12 protein-coding genes are annotated in these 14,359 nt (G+C 55.2%); 11 read left to right on the forward strand and 1 reads right to left on the reverse strand.

Annotated features, from left to right (window positions below):
* The first annotated feature begins 83 nt into the window (after positions 1 to 83).
* The 7 genes from B5F38_RS01310 to leuB all read left to right on the forward strand — a co-directional run bounded on the left by B5F38_RS01310 (position 84) and on the right by leuB (position 8,158).
* Positions 84 to 944: an RNA polymerase sigma factor RpoD/SigA gene (locus B5F38_RS01310; protein WP_008862117.1), complete on the forward strand. Its 861-nt coding sequence runs from the start codon at positions 84 to 86 to the stop codon at positions 942 to 944.
* Positions 945 to 1,077: 133 nt separating this feature from the next.
* The gene (locus tag B5F38_RS01315) at positions 1,078 to 1,692 is read left to right on the forward strand and encodes a hypothetical protein (protein WP_087407513.1); all 615 of its coding nucleotides are present in this window, start codon (positions 1,078 to 1,080) and stop codon (positions 1,690 to 1,692) included.
* Positions 1,693 to 2,007: 315 nt separating this feature from the next.
* Entirely contained in the window at positions 2,008 to 3,504 is a 1,497-nt protein-coding gene (locus B5F38_RS01320) for a 2-isopropylmalate synthase (protein WP_087407514.1), read from the forward strand.
* Between the two features lie 10 nt (positions 3,505 to 3,514).
* Positions 3,515 to 4,909, forward strand: a complete 1,395-nt coding sequence (leuC, locus tag B5F38_RS01325; protein WP_087407515.1) for a 3-isopropylmalate dehydratase large subunit — start codon at positions 3,515 to 3,517, stop codon at positions 4,907 to 4,909.
* 12 nt (positions 4,910 to 4,921) lie between these two features.
* The gene (gene leuD, locus B5F38_RS01330) at positions 4,922 to 5,512 is read left to right on the forward strand and encodes a 3-isopropylmalate dehydratase small subunit (protein ID WP_087407516.1); all 591 of its coding nucleotides are present in this window, start codon (positions 4,922 to 4,924) and stop codon (positions 5,510 to 5,512) included.
* A 10-nt stretch (positions 5,513 to 5,522) separates the two neighbouring features.
* Positions 5,523 to 7,070: an alpha-isopropylmalate synthase regulatory domain-containing protein gene (locus B5F38_RS01335; RefSeq protein ID WP_162611664.1), complete on the forward strand. Its 1,548-nt coding sequence runs from the start codon at positions 5,523 to 5,525 to the stop codon at positions 7,068 to 7,070.
* 11 nt (positions 7,071 to 7,081) lie between these two features.
* Complete coding sequence (gene leuB / locus B5F38_RS01340) at positions 7,082 to 8,158, forward strand: 3-isopropylmalate dehydrogenase (protein WP_087407517.1); 1,077 nt, start codon at positions 7,082 to 7,084, stop codon at positions 8,156 to 8,158.
* A gap of 89 nt (positions 8,159 to 8,247) precedes the next feature.
* Here leuB and B5F38_RS01345 read toward each other — a convergent pair whose 3' ends face one another.
* Complete coding sequence (locus B5F38_RS01345) at positions 8,248 to 9,435, reverse strand: OmpA family protein (RefSeq protein ID WP_087407759.1); 1,188 nt, start codon at positions 9,433 to 9,435, stop codon at positions 8,248 to 8,250.
* 276 nt (positions 9,436 to 9,711) lie between these two features.
* Here B5F38_RS01345 and B5F38_RS01350 point away from each other — a divergent pair, with 276 nt between their 5' ends.
* The 4 genes from B5F38_RS01350 to B5F38_RS01365 all read left to right on the forward strand — a co-directional run bounded on the left by B5F38_RS01350 (position 9,712) and on the right by B5F38_RS01365 (position 14,346).
* Positions 9,712 to 10,581, forward strand: coding sequence for a peptidoglycan DD-metalloendopeptidase family protein (locus tag B5F38_RS01350; protein ID WP_087407518.1), 870 nt, complete (start codon positions 9,712 to 9,714; stop codon positions 10,579 to 10,581).
* 76 nt (positions 10,582 to 10,657) lie between these two features.
* Positions 10,658 to 11,809 (forward strand): 1-deoxy-D-xylulose-5-phosphate reductoisomerase, encoded by a 1,152-nt coding sequence (locus tag B5F38_RS01355; RefSeq protein ID WP_087407519.1) that lies wholly within the window; start codon positions 10,658 to 10,660, stop codon positions 11,807 to 11,809.
* Between the two features lie 26 nt (positions 11,810 to 11,835).
* A complete protein-coding gene (rseP, locus tag B5F38_RS01360; RefSeq protein ID WP_087407520.1) occupies positions 11,836 to 13,158 on the forward strand; it encodes an RIP metalloprotease RseP in 1,323 nt (440 codons plus the stop codon).
* A gap of 6 nt (positions 13,159 to 13,164) precedes the next feature.
* Positions 13,165 to 14,346: a class I SAM-dependent rRNA methyltransferase gene (locus B5F38_RS01365; RefSeq protein WP_087407521.1), complete on the forward strand. Its 1,182-nt coding sequence runs from the start codon at positions 13,165 to 13,167 to the stop codon at positions 14,344 to 14,346.
* Positions 14,347 to 14,359: the final 13 nt, after the last annotated feature.

Consider the following 14,359-nt stretch of genomic DNA (forward strand, 5'->3'; position numbering starts at 1 on the left):
ACGCGTTCAAAATTAAACATTTTTTGTTACGTTATTAACAACAAATATACTATATTTGCAATCCCAAATCTCTATATTGCAAGATGAGACAATTAAAAATTACAAAATCGATTACCAACCGGGAGAGTGCATCTCTGGATAAATACCTGCAAGAAATCGGACGCGAGGACTTAATTACGGTAGAAGAAGAGGTAGAGCTCGCCCAACGCATCAAAAAAGGCGACCATGCAGCTTTGGAGAAGTTGACGAGAGCCAACTTGCGTTTCGTTGTTTCGGTTGCCAAACAATATCAAAATCAGGGATTGAGCCTCCCCGACTTAATCAACGAAGGAAACTTAGGATTGATCAAAGCCGCCGAGAAATTCGATGAAACCCGAGGTTTCAAATTCATCTCTTATGCCGTATGGTGGATTCGTCAGTCCATTCTGCAAGCCTTGGCCGAGCAATCGCGTATCGTACGCTTGCCGCTCAACCAGGTAGGCTCGCTCAACAAGATAAGCAAGGCGCTGTCGAAATTCGAACAGGAGAACGAACGTCGCCCGTCGCCCGAAGAGTTGGCCGAAGAGTTGGATATACCCGTCGACAAAATCTCCGATACGCTGAAGGTATCGGGCCGTCACATCTCGGTCGATGCCCCGTTTGTCGAGGGTGAAGACAACAGTCTGCTCGACGTGCTGGTCAACGACGACTCCCCCATTGCCGACCGCTCGCTTATCAACGAGTCGCTCTCGAAAGAGATAGACCGGGCACTGAAACAACTCACACCGCGTGAAAGCGAAATTATCAAAATGTTCTTCGGCATCGGTTGTCAAGAGATGACCCTCGAAGAGATTGGCGATAAATTCGGTTTGACCCGTGAGCGTGTACGCCAAATCAAAGAGAAGGCCATCAGACGGCTCCGCACCGCCTCGAGAAGCAAATTGTTAAAAACTTATTTGGGTTAACTGCCTGCCCGTAAAGACAGTAAAAAAACCGACCTGCATGCAAGTCGGTTTTTTTATTTTAAATTTTTTTCTTGCGCTTCGATTGCTTAATCGCCAGAAATCCTCTATCTTCGTTTTCACAAAGCATATCATTATGAACAAATACCTATATCGTATCTTATTTCCGGTTATCCTGTTCGTTTCGGTACAAAATGCAACAGCACAAGAGTCGACCACAGGTTTTGAAGACGGCAACAACCAGTATGTCATGCGGGAAAGCAACCTGGCCGACCTCGGTGAGGCCAAAAAGATAAAACCCTTTACCTTCGGAGCCGAGGTAGGCGCCTCGATCGACATGGCAGGTAACGACCTCTCGACCTTCGATGTCGACATCTTTGCCGGCTATCGCTCGTCGATGATCAAGTGTCTGGGGCTGGGTGTTGGTCTGCACAACTCCTTCTCGAGCAATCGCCAGTACCTCCCCATCTATCTGCTGTTCCGTAGCAACCTGCTCAAAAACAAATCTCTCTTCTTTGTCGACTTTCGGGCCGGTTACTCAAGCAATCAGATGTGCAAGGGCGAGAATCAGGGCGGATTTTTCGGATCGGCCGGACTGGGTATCAACCTCTCGGTAAGCAAACGATTCGGGTCGCATCTGCTCATCGGTTACAACTTTTACCAGGTATCACCCTTCACCGACGAAAAGGGAGCCTTCCAGGACATCAACGGGAATCACTTGGTATCGGTACGGTTGGGGCTCAGTTTCTAAGAGCCCGGTCTCGAGTTGCAAATAGATACGTTTTAGCGGGAATCGATTGCAAAAAACCAACCTATCTCAATAAAAACAGTCTTTTTATTTTGTTTTCTCGAAATAATAATTACCTTTGCAATCGCATCAAGCCAATACGACATGACTATATCGCTGCTAAATAACCTGATTATTATTATTGATCTTCTATCGAACAGTCCCGACGAGAAGTGAGAATCAGTGTTGCGCAGTAAACCGATAAAGAAACGTATATAGCCTTTCTCACGAATATGTTGGGAAAGGCTTTTTTTATTAACCTCATATATGTGTAAAAGTATGTCAGACAGATTGTACATTTTCGACACTACCCTACGAGACGGCGAGCAAGTGCCCGGCTGTCAGCTCAACACCGTAGAAAAAATACAAGTGGCCAAAGCGCTCGAAGCCCTCGGGGTCGACGTCATCGAAGCCGGATTCCCGGTATCCAGTCCCGGCGACTTTGCATCTGTCGTAGCCATATCCAAGGCCGTGACCTGGCCCACCATCTGTGCCCTCACCCGGGCAGTCGAGAACGACATCAAGGTAGCGGCCGAGGCCCTGCAATATGCCAAGCACAAACGCATACACACCGGTATAGGCACCTCGGACTACCACATCAAATACAAGTTCAACTCGACTCGCGAAGAGATTGTCGAGCGGGCTGTCGCTGCCGTCAAGTATGCCAAACGATATGTCGAGGATGTACAATTCTACGCCGAAGATGCAGGCCGTACCGACAACGAATATCTGGCTCGCGTCGTCGAGGCCGTCATCAAGGCCGGGGCCACCGTCATCAACATACCCGACACCACCGGCTACTGCCTGCCCGACGAGTTCGGCCAGAAGATTCGCTACCTCATGGAGCACGTCGAGGGGATAGACCGCGTGGTCATCGCTACCCACTGCCACAACGACCTGGGTATGGCTACGGCCAACACCATGGCCGGCATCCAGAACGGAGCCCGGCAGGCCGAGGTGACCATCAACGGCATCGGCGAACGGGCCGGCAACACCTCGCTCGAGGAGGTAGCCATGATTTGCAAGTGCCACCACGACCTGCAAGTCGAAACCAACATCAACACCCAGAAGATTTACAGCACGAGCCGCCTCGTATCGAATCTGATGAATATGCCGGTACAGCCCAACAAGGCCATCGTGGGACGCAACGCCTTTGCCCACTCGTCGGGCATCCATCAGGACGGCGTGCTGAAGAACCGCGAGAGCTACGAGATTATCGACCCCAAAGAGGTGGGTATCGACGAAACCTCGATTGTATTGACCGCCCGCAGCGGACGAGCCGCCCTCAAGCACCGCCTTCACCTGCTGGGCATCGAGCTCGACAAAGAGGCGCTCGACAAAGCCTATGAGGCGTTCCTCAAACTGGCCGACCGCAAAAAAGACATCAACGACGACGATATACTGATGCTCGTGGGTAAAGAGCGCACGGCCAATGCCCGCATCCGCCTCGACTTCCTGCAAGTAACGGCAGGCGTAGGCATCAAGTCGGTAGCCAGCATCGGGCTCGACATTGCTGGCGAAAAGTTCGAGGCTGCCGCTTCGGGCAACGGACCCGTCGATGCCGCCATCAATGCCATCCGCTGCATCATCCACCGCAAGATGGTGGTGAGCGAATTTCTCATCCAGGCCATCACCCGAGGCAGCGACGACGTAGGCAAGGTGCACATGACCGTCGTCCACAACAACGCCTCCTACTACGGCTTCTCGGCCAATACCGACATCGTAGCCGCCTCGGCCGAAGCCTTTATCGACGCAATCAACAAATTTATCATATAAATCACACGACATGAACACGTTATTCGACAAGATATGGGACGCCCACGTAGTTACCTCGGTAGCCGGTGGTCCCGATCAGCTCTACATCGACCGGCACTACTGCCACGAAGTGACCAGTCCGCAGGCTTTCAACGAGTTGCGCGAACGTAAGTTGAAGGTATTCCGCCCGCAGAAGACCGTCTGCTCGCCCGACCACAACATACCCACGCTCCACCAGGACCAGCCCATTGCCGACCCCGTATCGCGCAACCAGGTCGACACGCTCGCCCGCAACGCCCGGGAGTTCGGCCTCACCTACTACGGTCTGGGCAACGAGAAGAACGGCATCATCCACGTAATCGGTCCCGAGTACGGGCTCACCCTGCCGGGCATGACTATCGTATGCGGCGACAGCCACACCTCTACCCACGGAGCCTTCGGCGCCATCGCCTTCGGTATCGGTACCAGCGAGGTAGCCATGGTACTGGCCTCGCAGTGCATCTTGCAGCCCAAACCCAAAACCATGCGTATCAACATCGAGGGACAACTCGCCCCCGGTGTCACCGCCAAAGATATAGCCCTCTATATCATCGCCCGGATGACTACGGGCGGGGCCACCGGCTACTTTGTCGAGTATGCCGGCGAGGCCATCCGCGCCCTCAGCATGGAGGAGCGCATGACCGTATGCAACCTCAGTATCGAGATGGGAGCCCGCGGCGGACTGATTGCCCCCGACGAAACCACCTTTGCCTACGTCAAGGAGCGCGAGTTTGCCCCCAAAGGCGAAGCCTGGGACCGGGCCCTCGCCTACTGGAAGACGTTGCACAGCGATGCCGATGCCACCTTCGACCGCGAGGTGACCTTCCAGGCCGCCGACATCGCGCCTCGCATCACCTACGGGACCAACCCCGGCATGGGTATTGCCATCGACGAGGCCATCCCTACGGAAGAGAGTATCGACGAGAGCGGCAAGCTGTCGTTCCGCCAGGCGCTTCGCTACATGGGCTTCGAGGCCGGAGAGAAGCTGCTGGGCAAAAAAATCGACTACGTCTTCTTGGGCAGTTGCACCAACGGTCGCATCGAAGACTTCAGAGCCTTTGCCCGACTGGTGAAGGGGCATCGGAAAGCCGACCACGTGACCGCCTGGCTCGTGCCCGGTTCGCAAGCGGTAGCCCGCCAGATCAAGGCCGAAGGGCTCGACCGCACGCTGGCCGAAGCCGGGTTCGAGATACGTCAGCCGGGCTGCTCGGCCTGCCTGGCCATGAACGACGACAAAGTGCCGGCCGGCAAATATGCGGTATCGACCTCGAACCGCAACTTCGAAGGGCGTCAGGGCCCCGGAGCCCGCACCATCCTGGCCGGGCCGCTAGTAGCGGCAGCCGCAGCCATCACGGGTGAGATAACCGATCCACGAAAATTTTTATAACTTTACACTGCCATGATTGAAAAAATAAATATCATAACCTCGTCGTGCATTCCCCTTCCCCAGGAAAATGTCGACACCGACCAAATCATTCCGGCCCGATTCCTCAAAGCCGTATCGCGCGAGGGATTCGGCGAAAACCTCTTCCGCGACTGGCGCTACGACAAGGAGGGGAAACCCGTGGCCGACTTCGTGCTCAACAACCCCGCCTACTCGGGCCAGATACTGGTAGCCGGCAAAAACTTCGGCAGCGGCTCGAGCCGCGAGCATGCCGCCTGGGCCATCGCCGGGTATGGATTCCGGGTGGTGGTATCGAGCTTCTTTGCCGACATCTTCAAGAACAACGCCCTCAACAACGGGGTGTTGCCGGTCGTAGTCTCCGAAGAGTTCCTGGCCGACCTCTTCCGCCATATCCAAGCCAACCCGAAAGCGACCGTGACGGTCAATCTCGAGGCGCAGACCATCACCGACAACACCAGCGGCGTGTCGGAACATTTCGAAATCAATCCCTATAAAAAGAGCTGCCTGCTCAACGGTTACGACGACATCGACTATCTGCTCAGCAAAAAGCCGCAAATCGAAGCGTGGGAAGCCACACACCAGTAAACGATTGCCTATGTTTATAGAAATCATGGATACAACGCTGCGGGACGGCGAACAGACCTCGGGGGTATCTTTTGCCCGGCAAGAAAAATTGAGCATTGCCCGGCTGCTCCTCGAGGAGTTGAAGATCCCCCGCATCGAAATAGCTTCGGCCCGAGTCTCGTCGGGCGAATACGAAACTGCCACCCAACTGTGCGAATGGGCCCGGAAACGAGGACACATCGACAAAATAGAGATTCTGGGATTCCTCGACAACGGAGCCTCGATCGAGTGGATACGCTCGTGCGGGGCCCGGGTGATGAACCTGCTCTGCAAGGGCTCGGAAAAGCACTGCACCTTCCAGCTCAAAAAGACGGTACAGGAGCATATCGCCGACATCAAGGCAGCCATAAGAAAGGCTCGGGAAGCCGGACTGAAAATCAACCTCTACCTCGAGGACTGGTCGAACGGCATACAGCACTCGCCGCAATATGTCTACCAACTGGTCGACGCACTGAAGAACGAAGCCGTAGAGCGGTTCATGCTGCCCGACACGCTGGGCATTCTCAACCCGCTCCAGACCCTGAAGTATTGCCGGGCCATGCGTCGCCGCTACCCCAACCTGCGGTTCGACTTCCACGCCCACAACGACTACGACCTGGCCACGGCCAACACCTTCGCAGCCGCCCTTACCGGCATACAGGGGGTGCACTGTACCGTCAACGGACTGGGCGAACGGGCCGGGAACGCGCCTCTTACCAGTGTATTGGCCGTGCTGCACGACCAGGTGAAGGCCACGACGGGTGTCACCGAAAACATGCTCAACAAGGTGAGCCGCATCGTCGAATCCTACTCGGGTGTGCGGGTAGCCGCCAACAAGCCCATTATCGGCGAGTCGGTCTTCACCCAATGTGCCGGCGTCCATGCCGACGGCGACAACAAGAACAACCTCTACTACAACGACCTGCTGCCCGAGCGCTTCGGACGCAAACGCGAGTATGCCCTGGGCAAGACCTCGGGGCGGGCCAACATCCGCAAGAATCTCGAATCGCTGGGCATCGAGCTCGACGAAGAATCGATACAGCGGGTTACCCAACGGGTGGTCGAGCTGAGCGACAAAAAAGAGATGGTCACCCCCGAAGACCTCCCCTACATCATCTCCGACGTGCTGAAGCACCAGACCATCGCCCAGCACGTGAAGGTGGTCAACTACACCCTCAACCTCTCGCAGGGGCTCAAGCCGGTAGCCATTATCGCCATCGACATCAACGGCCAGGTGTACGAGGGGGCATCGACCGGCGACGGTCAGTACGATGCCTTTGTAAAGGCCATCCGCAAAATCTACAAGGAGCAGCTGGGCCGCACCCTGCCCCTGCTCACCAACTACACGGTGAACATTCCGCCGGGCGGTCGCACCGACGCCCTCGTGCAGACCGTCATCTCGTGGGACTACAACGGCGGCGTGCTGAAAACCCAGGGCCTCGATGCCGACCAGATGGAGGCTGCCATACAGGCCACCATCAAAATGCTCAACCTCATCGAAGATAAAGAACACAAGGAACACATCATAGCAAACTCTTAAAACACAACCGCATGAAGGAATTACATATCGCAGTATTACCGGGCGACGGCATAGGCCCGGAGGTAGTGGAACAGGCCTTGAACGTGACTCTGGCCGTCGGTAAGAAATTCGGTCACACCATCTTGCACGAAACGGCCCCGGTGGGAGCCTGCGCCATCGAAGAGACCGGCTCGCCCTACCCCGACTCGACCCACGAGTTGTGCATGCGCTCCGACGCCGTACTGTTCGGTGCCATAGGCTCGCCCAAATACGACAACAACCCCAACGCCAAGGTTCGCCCCGAGCAGGGATTGCTCGCCATGCGCAAGAAGCTGGGGCTCTTTGCCAACATCCGCCCCATCACCACCTTCCCGGGGCTGATTCACAAGTCGCCCCTGCGGGCCGAACTGATTGACGGGGCCGACTTCATGTGCATCCGCGAACTCACCGGCGGCCTCTACTTCGGCCGTCCGCAAGGCCGCAGCGAAGACGGCAGCGTGGCCTACGACACCTGCATGTACAGCCGCGAAGAGATTACCCGCATCGTACAGCTCGCCTACGACTATGCCATGCGCCGACGCAAGAAGGTGACGATGGTCGACAAGGCCAACATCCTGGCCACCTCGCGGCTCTGGCGCGAAGTGACACAAGAGATTGCCGCCGAATATCCCGAAGTAGAGACCGAGTTTCTCTTCGTCGACAACGCCGCCATGCGCATGATTCAATGGCCCAAGAGCTTCGACGTCATCGTGACCGAAAACATGTTCGGCGACATCCTCACCGACGAGGGGTCGGTCATCACCGGCTCGCTGGGCATGCTGCCCTCGGCCTCGATCGGGCTGCACACCTCGGTATTCGAGCCCATACACGGCTCCTACCCGCAAGCCGCCGGCAAAGACATAGCCAACCCGCTGGCCACGATTCTGTCGACCGCCATGATGTTCGAATACGCCTTCGATCTGAAAGCCGAGGCCGACCTCATCAGGCAAGCCGTAGCCGAGTCGATGAAAGCCGGCATCGTGACCGAGGATATTGCCGACCCGGGAGCCCCCACCTGCCACACCCACGAGGTAGGCGAGTGGATTGTAAAATGGATTGAGCAACATTAAGACAGAACCGAGTCGCACTACCGACATACAAAAAGCGGGTGACCTGCACACAAGGTCATCCGCTTTCGCATTAAAAACAGACTCTGTTATCACTGGGCCGAACCGGCAAAGACGACGATGCGATTCCAGTTATTGTTCTTCGGATACAGTTGCGAGTCGCTGCCGTTAGCTACGATTTGTATCCGTTTTTTATCGATGTTGTATTTCCCGGTGAGCAGCTTTACCACCGATTCGGCACGGCGTTGGCTCAGTTGCTTGTTATACTCGGGAGTACCCGTATCCTTGTCGGCATACCCTATCACCGAGATATTGCACGAGGGGTTGCTCTTGAGCCACTGGGCGATGTTGTAGACGTTGACCATCTCTTCGTCGGAGACCACGGCACTGTTGATGGTGAAGCGTACCACACCGGTCAACTCCTGGTTGCAGCCGGCCGGCTCAACAACCGTTACCTCCTCGACAACCGGTTCGGGACAGGGCGGGCACTCTACCTCTTGCGACTCACACTCCTCGAGCTGGCCTCTCAACCGGTTCACTTTGTTGTTCAGCTGGTTAATCATCATCTGGTCGGCATACGCATCATAAGCTTTGAAGCGCTCTTTACCGAACTTGATCGAGAAACCGCCGACAGCCGAAACGACACTCTCAACCTCTTTTCCCTCGACAATACCGTTGAAGTGGTCGCCAATGAGGTTGCCACGACCTTCGAGGAAGAAGTCGACATAGTGCGACAATCTGAAATTCAACTTGATACCGGCCGTAATGGGGAAAGCATAGGTCTTGCTGCCATACGGCGTATTGTGGAACGAATAGATACCACCGGCACCGGCAAAAGGAATAATCGAGAAGACACGACGCTCGTTATAGCCGTGGAAGGTGTTGAACATATCCCACATCAAATCGCCATAGACTGCAGCGTAACGCATGTGCGTCATCACCCCTTCGGAGAATGGCCAATTGGTATGCAGGGCTCCACCCATAGCCGACAGACGGAATCCCAGATAAGGGCTTATCCACTTGCCTACGGCAAAGTTCATGGCCAAGGTATATTGAGCATCGCCCGTGTGCTCGGTCAAGAAAGTCTGACCACCGGCACCCAACGAAATGAACCAGTTGTTTTTATGGCTATCGGAGTAGTATCGAGGCTTGCCGGGCAGAACCTCGGTCACCGAAACATCTTCTTCGACGATAATCGCTTGTGCCGAAGCCGATTCGACATATCCGCAAAGCGATGTTGTAGCCGCAGCTACTGCTAAAAAAAAGAATTTTGTTTTCATCTTCATGCGTTTTAGTTATACAATTTTGCTGTTTACAGTTCAAAAAGAGAGCAGCCGGTCGTCGCTACTATCTGTTTTTGTAACCTAAAACAACCGGATAAAAGAATGTGTTCACCGGCCGAAGAGAAAAGAATAGGAAAAATCCATACTATTTAGCCCTTGTAAGCGTCTCATAAAAAATGAAAACAGCATATAGCGGTTGGTAATAAATTACTAAATTTGCACGTAGCCGATGAATATCATACCTTTATAGTAGCAAACAGAGTCATAGAATCTATGAAACGAAATAAAAAGAGTTCCGATTTCTTTCCCCGGAAACGCTCCAAATACAAACTGACCTTCTTCAACGAGAGTTCGCTGGAGGATGTGTGGACCATCTGTTTCTCGCGGACGGGAGCCATCATAACCGCCATACTACTCGTTGCCCTTATCGTCATAGCCATACTCTCGATTATCGTAGGTACCCCGGTGAGGAATCTGCTGCCCGGCTACCTGAAGACCGAAGAGCGTATCGAGATGGTCGACAAAATCCTGCGGGTCGACTCGCTGGCTGCCGAGGTGCAACGGCGCGATGCCTACATCGAGAACCTCGCGGCCATACTCACGGGCGAAATCAAAATCGACTCCATCGGCCAGCAGGCCGACAGTCTGCTCTCGACCCGCAGAGATACCCTGCTGCCCCAGTCGCAACGGATGAAAGAGTATGTAAAGCAGTACGAACAGGAAGAGAAATATACCCTCAACGTCTTTACCCCCACCACCCCTATCGACGGCAAACTCTTCTACACGCCGCTGAAGGGCGAAATCGTGCAGGGCTACGACCCGCATGCGGGACACTTCGGCGTAGAGGTGCAGTGCCCGCGCAATACGGCTGTATCGTCGGTGCTCGACGGGACCATCGTTTCGGCCGGATACACTCCCGACTATGGCTATGTGGTGGCCATACAGCACAGCAACAACTATCTGTCTATCTACAAATACAACTCGGGCATCCTGAAAGCTATCGGCGAAAAGGTGCTGGGCGGCGAGAAAATTGCCGTTACCGGCTGGGGAAAGGGCAAATCGTCGAAACAATCGTGCACAGCCGAATTTCAGTTATGGCACATGGGACAATCGCTCGACCCCGAAAAATATATTACTTTCTGACCTCGATTCGCAGAAGATGGACTTTATTTTATACCTTTGCATAGTTTAACCCGAGGATTCTGACATCTTAACCCGAATGAAAAAACAATTAGCCATATTAGGTTCGACAGGCTCGATCGGCACCCAGACTCTGGACGTGGTTGCCGAATATCCCGACCTGTTCGAAGTATATACCCTGACAGCCAACAACAACGTAGAGCTGCTTATCGAACAAGCCAAACGATTCAACCCCGACTCGGTAGTCATTGCCAACGAGGCCCACTACCCCCGGTTGAAAGAGGCCTTGAAGGAGTATCCCATCAAGGTCTATGCCGGCGACGAGGCCATAGCCCAAATCGTCGAGGCTGCCCCCATCGACATCGTGGTTACCGCCATGGTGGGCTACGCGGGGCTGAGACCGACCATCCGCGCCATCGAGGCTCACAAGACCATAGCCTTGGCCAACAAGGAGACCCTGGTTGTGGCGGGCGACCTCATCAAACAGCTCGCGCTCGAATACCACGCCCCCATTATTCCCGTCGACTCGGAGCACTCGGCCATCTTCCAATGCCTGGTAGGCGAGTGGGACAACCCCATCGACAAGATTATCCTCACCGCTTCGGGCGGCCCCTTCAGAGAGTTGACAGCCGAACAGATGAAACACGTCACCAAAAACGACGCCCTCAAGCATCCCAAGTGGAACATGGGGCATAAAATCACCATCGACTCGGCCACTCTGATGAACAAGGGATTCGAGATGATTGAGGCCAAATGGCTTTTCGACGTCGACCCCAAAGACATAGAGATAGCCGTGCACCCGCAATCGATCGTGCACTCGATGGTACAGTTCAAAGACGGTACGGTGAAGGCTCAGCTGGGCGTGCAGGACATGAGGCTGCCCATACGCTACGCCCTCTCCTACCCGGCACGACTCGAGAGCCCCAACTCGAAACTCACTCTCGAGCAGTATGCCCACCTCACCTTCGAGCGTCCCGACCTCGAGCGGTTCCCCCTGCTTCGCTATGCCTTCGACGCCGTAGCCGAGGGGGGCAACATGCCCTGCATCATGAATGCCGCCAACGAAATAGCCGTGGCTGCCTTCCTCCACGATGCCATCGACTACCCCAGCATTGCCCGCATCGTGGCCGAAACGATGGCTCACATCGAGTTCATCGCCTCGCCCCGATACGAAGATTACGTACACACCAACCAGCTGGCTCGCGACTATGCGACCACGCTGCTTCAATAACCCGCTAAAACAATTTGTATACGCCGATGGAAACATTCCTCATAAAAACCGTACAACTCCTGTTGAGCCTCTCGATACTGGTCATCGTACACGAGTTCGGACACTTCATCTTTGCCCGCCTGTTCAAGGTTCGAGTCGAGAAGTTCTACCTCTTTTTCGACCCCTGGTTCTCGCTCTTCAAGTTCAAGCCCAAAAACAGCCACACCGAGTATGGCGTGGGCTGGCTGCCGCTGGGCGGATATGTGAAGATTGCCGGCATGATAGACGAGTCGATGGACCGCGAGCAGATGAAACAGCCCCCCAAACCGTGGGAGTTCCGCTCGAAACCGGCCTGGCAACGGCTGCTCATCATGGTGGCCGGCGTGGTCTTCAACTTCATCCTGGCCATCTTCATCTACTCGATGATTGCCTATACGTGGGGCACCACCTACATCCCGTTCAAAAATGCCTACGCCGGCATGGAGTATTGCCAGTCGGCCAAAGAGATAGGATTCCGCGACGGCGACATACCCTTGACGGCCGACGGGGCAGAGCTCGGATTCATGTCGAGCGAGACCCTGCAGCAAATCGTAGAGGCCAAGCAGGTACAGGTGCTGCGCAACAACGACACGGTGACGATTGCCATACCCAAGGACTTCATGCTGCGCCTTATCGACAAGGAGGAGCAGTTTGCCATGTACCGCATTCCGCCGGTCGTTTATGAAGCCTCGGCCAATACGGGTGCCCAACGGGCCGGATTGCTGAAGGGCGACCGCATCCTCTCCATCGACAGCGTAGCCACCCCGTCGCTCGACGAGCTGCACCAGGTACTCTCGACTCGCCGCGACACCACCGTGACCGTAGCCTACCTGCGCAACGGTGCGTTGCAGACCACGGCCGTAGCCACCGACTCGGTAGGCAACCTGGGCATTCTCATCTCGCCCCTGGTCGAAAGCTACGAAGTGGTAACCGAGCACTACGGCTTCTGGGAGTCATTCCCCAAAGGTATCGAACTGGGTGTGAGCAAACTGACAAGCTACGTCAACAGCATGAAATATGTCTTCACCAAAGAGGGAGCGCAAAGCCTGGGGGGCTTCGGAGCCATTGGCAGCATCTTCCCCGAGCGGTGGGACTGGGAGTCGTTCTGGAGCATGACGGCCTTCCTGTCGGTCATCCTGGCCTTCATGAACATCCTGCCCATACCGGCCCTCGACGGCGGCCATGTGCTCTTCCTGCTCTACGAGGTGATAACCCGCCGCAAGCCCAACGAAAAATTCATGGAGTATGCCCAAATGTGCGGCATGATTTTCCTGCTGGCCCTGCTCATCTATGCCAACGGAAACGACATCGTCCGCTTCTTTTTCAAATAACCGATTATGAACTATACGAAAATAACATTGAAACCGGGTAAGGAAGATTCGTTCCACCGCTTCCACCCGTGGGTATTTTCCGGCGCCATATACCGCTTTGAGAAACAGCCGGAAGAGGGAGAAATTGTCGAAGTGACCGACCACCAGGGCAACTTTATCGGTGTCGGGCAATATCAGATCGGCAGCATCGCCGTGCGCATCCTGTCGTTCAAACCCGAGACCATCGACGAGGCTTTCTATGTGAAGCGCCTGCAAGAGGCCTACAACGTGCGGCTCAGTCTGGCACTGCTCAACGAGCACAACAACACCTGCCGCCTGGTACACGGCGAGGGCGACAACCTGCCGGGCCTCATCGTCGACCTCTATGACCGCACGGCCGTCATGCAGGCCCACACGCCGGGCATGCACTATGCCCGTCACCAGATTGCCGAAGCGTTGAAAACCGTCCTGGGCGACCGCATCGACAACATCTACTACAAGTCGGAGACGACCCTCCCCTACAAGGCCGAACTCGATGCCGAGAACGAATATCTGCTGGGAGGCGACGCCCCCAACATCGCCACCGAAAACGGACTGAAATTCTATGTCGACTGGGTGCGCGGACAAAAAACCGGCTTCTTTGTAGACCAACGCGAGAACCGTGCCCTGCTCGAGCGGTATGCCCGCGGCCGTTCGGTGTTGAACATGTTCTGCTACACGGGTGGATTCTCGTTCTATGCCATGCGAGGCAATGCCAAGCTGGTGCACTCGGTCGACAGTTCGTCGAAAGCCATCGACCTCACCTGCCGGAACGTGGAGCTGAACTTCCCCGGCGACAGCCGTCACCAGGCCTTTGCCGAGGATGCGTTCAAGTTTCTCGACTCCATGGGCGACCAGTACGACCTCATCATACTCGACCCACCGGCCTTCGCCAAACACAAGAAGGTGCTGAACAACGCCCTGCAAGGCTACCGCAAGCTCAATGCCAAGGCCATCGAGAAGATTCGCCCGGGCGGCATCCTCTTCACCTTCTCCTGTTCGCAGGTGGTAAGCAAGGAGAATTTCAGGCTGGCGGTCTTCAGCGCGGCGGCACAGACGGGGCGCAACGTGCGCATCCTGCACCAGCTCACCCAGCCGGCCGACCACCCCGTAAACATCTACCACCCCGAAGGCGAATACCTGAAAGGGCTGGTTCTCTATGTAGAATAAACCAATTTCAAAA

Source organism: Barnesiella sp. An22 (assembly GCF_002159975.1).
Lineage (GTDB): Bacteria > Bacteroidota > Bacteroidia > Bacteroidales > Barnesiellaceae > Barnesiella > Barnesiella merdigallinarum.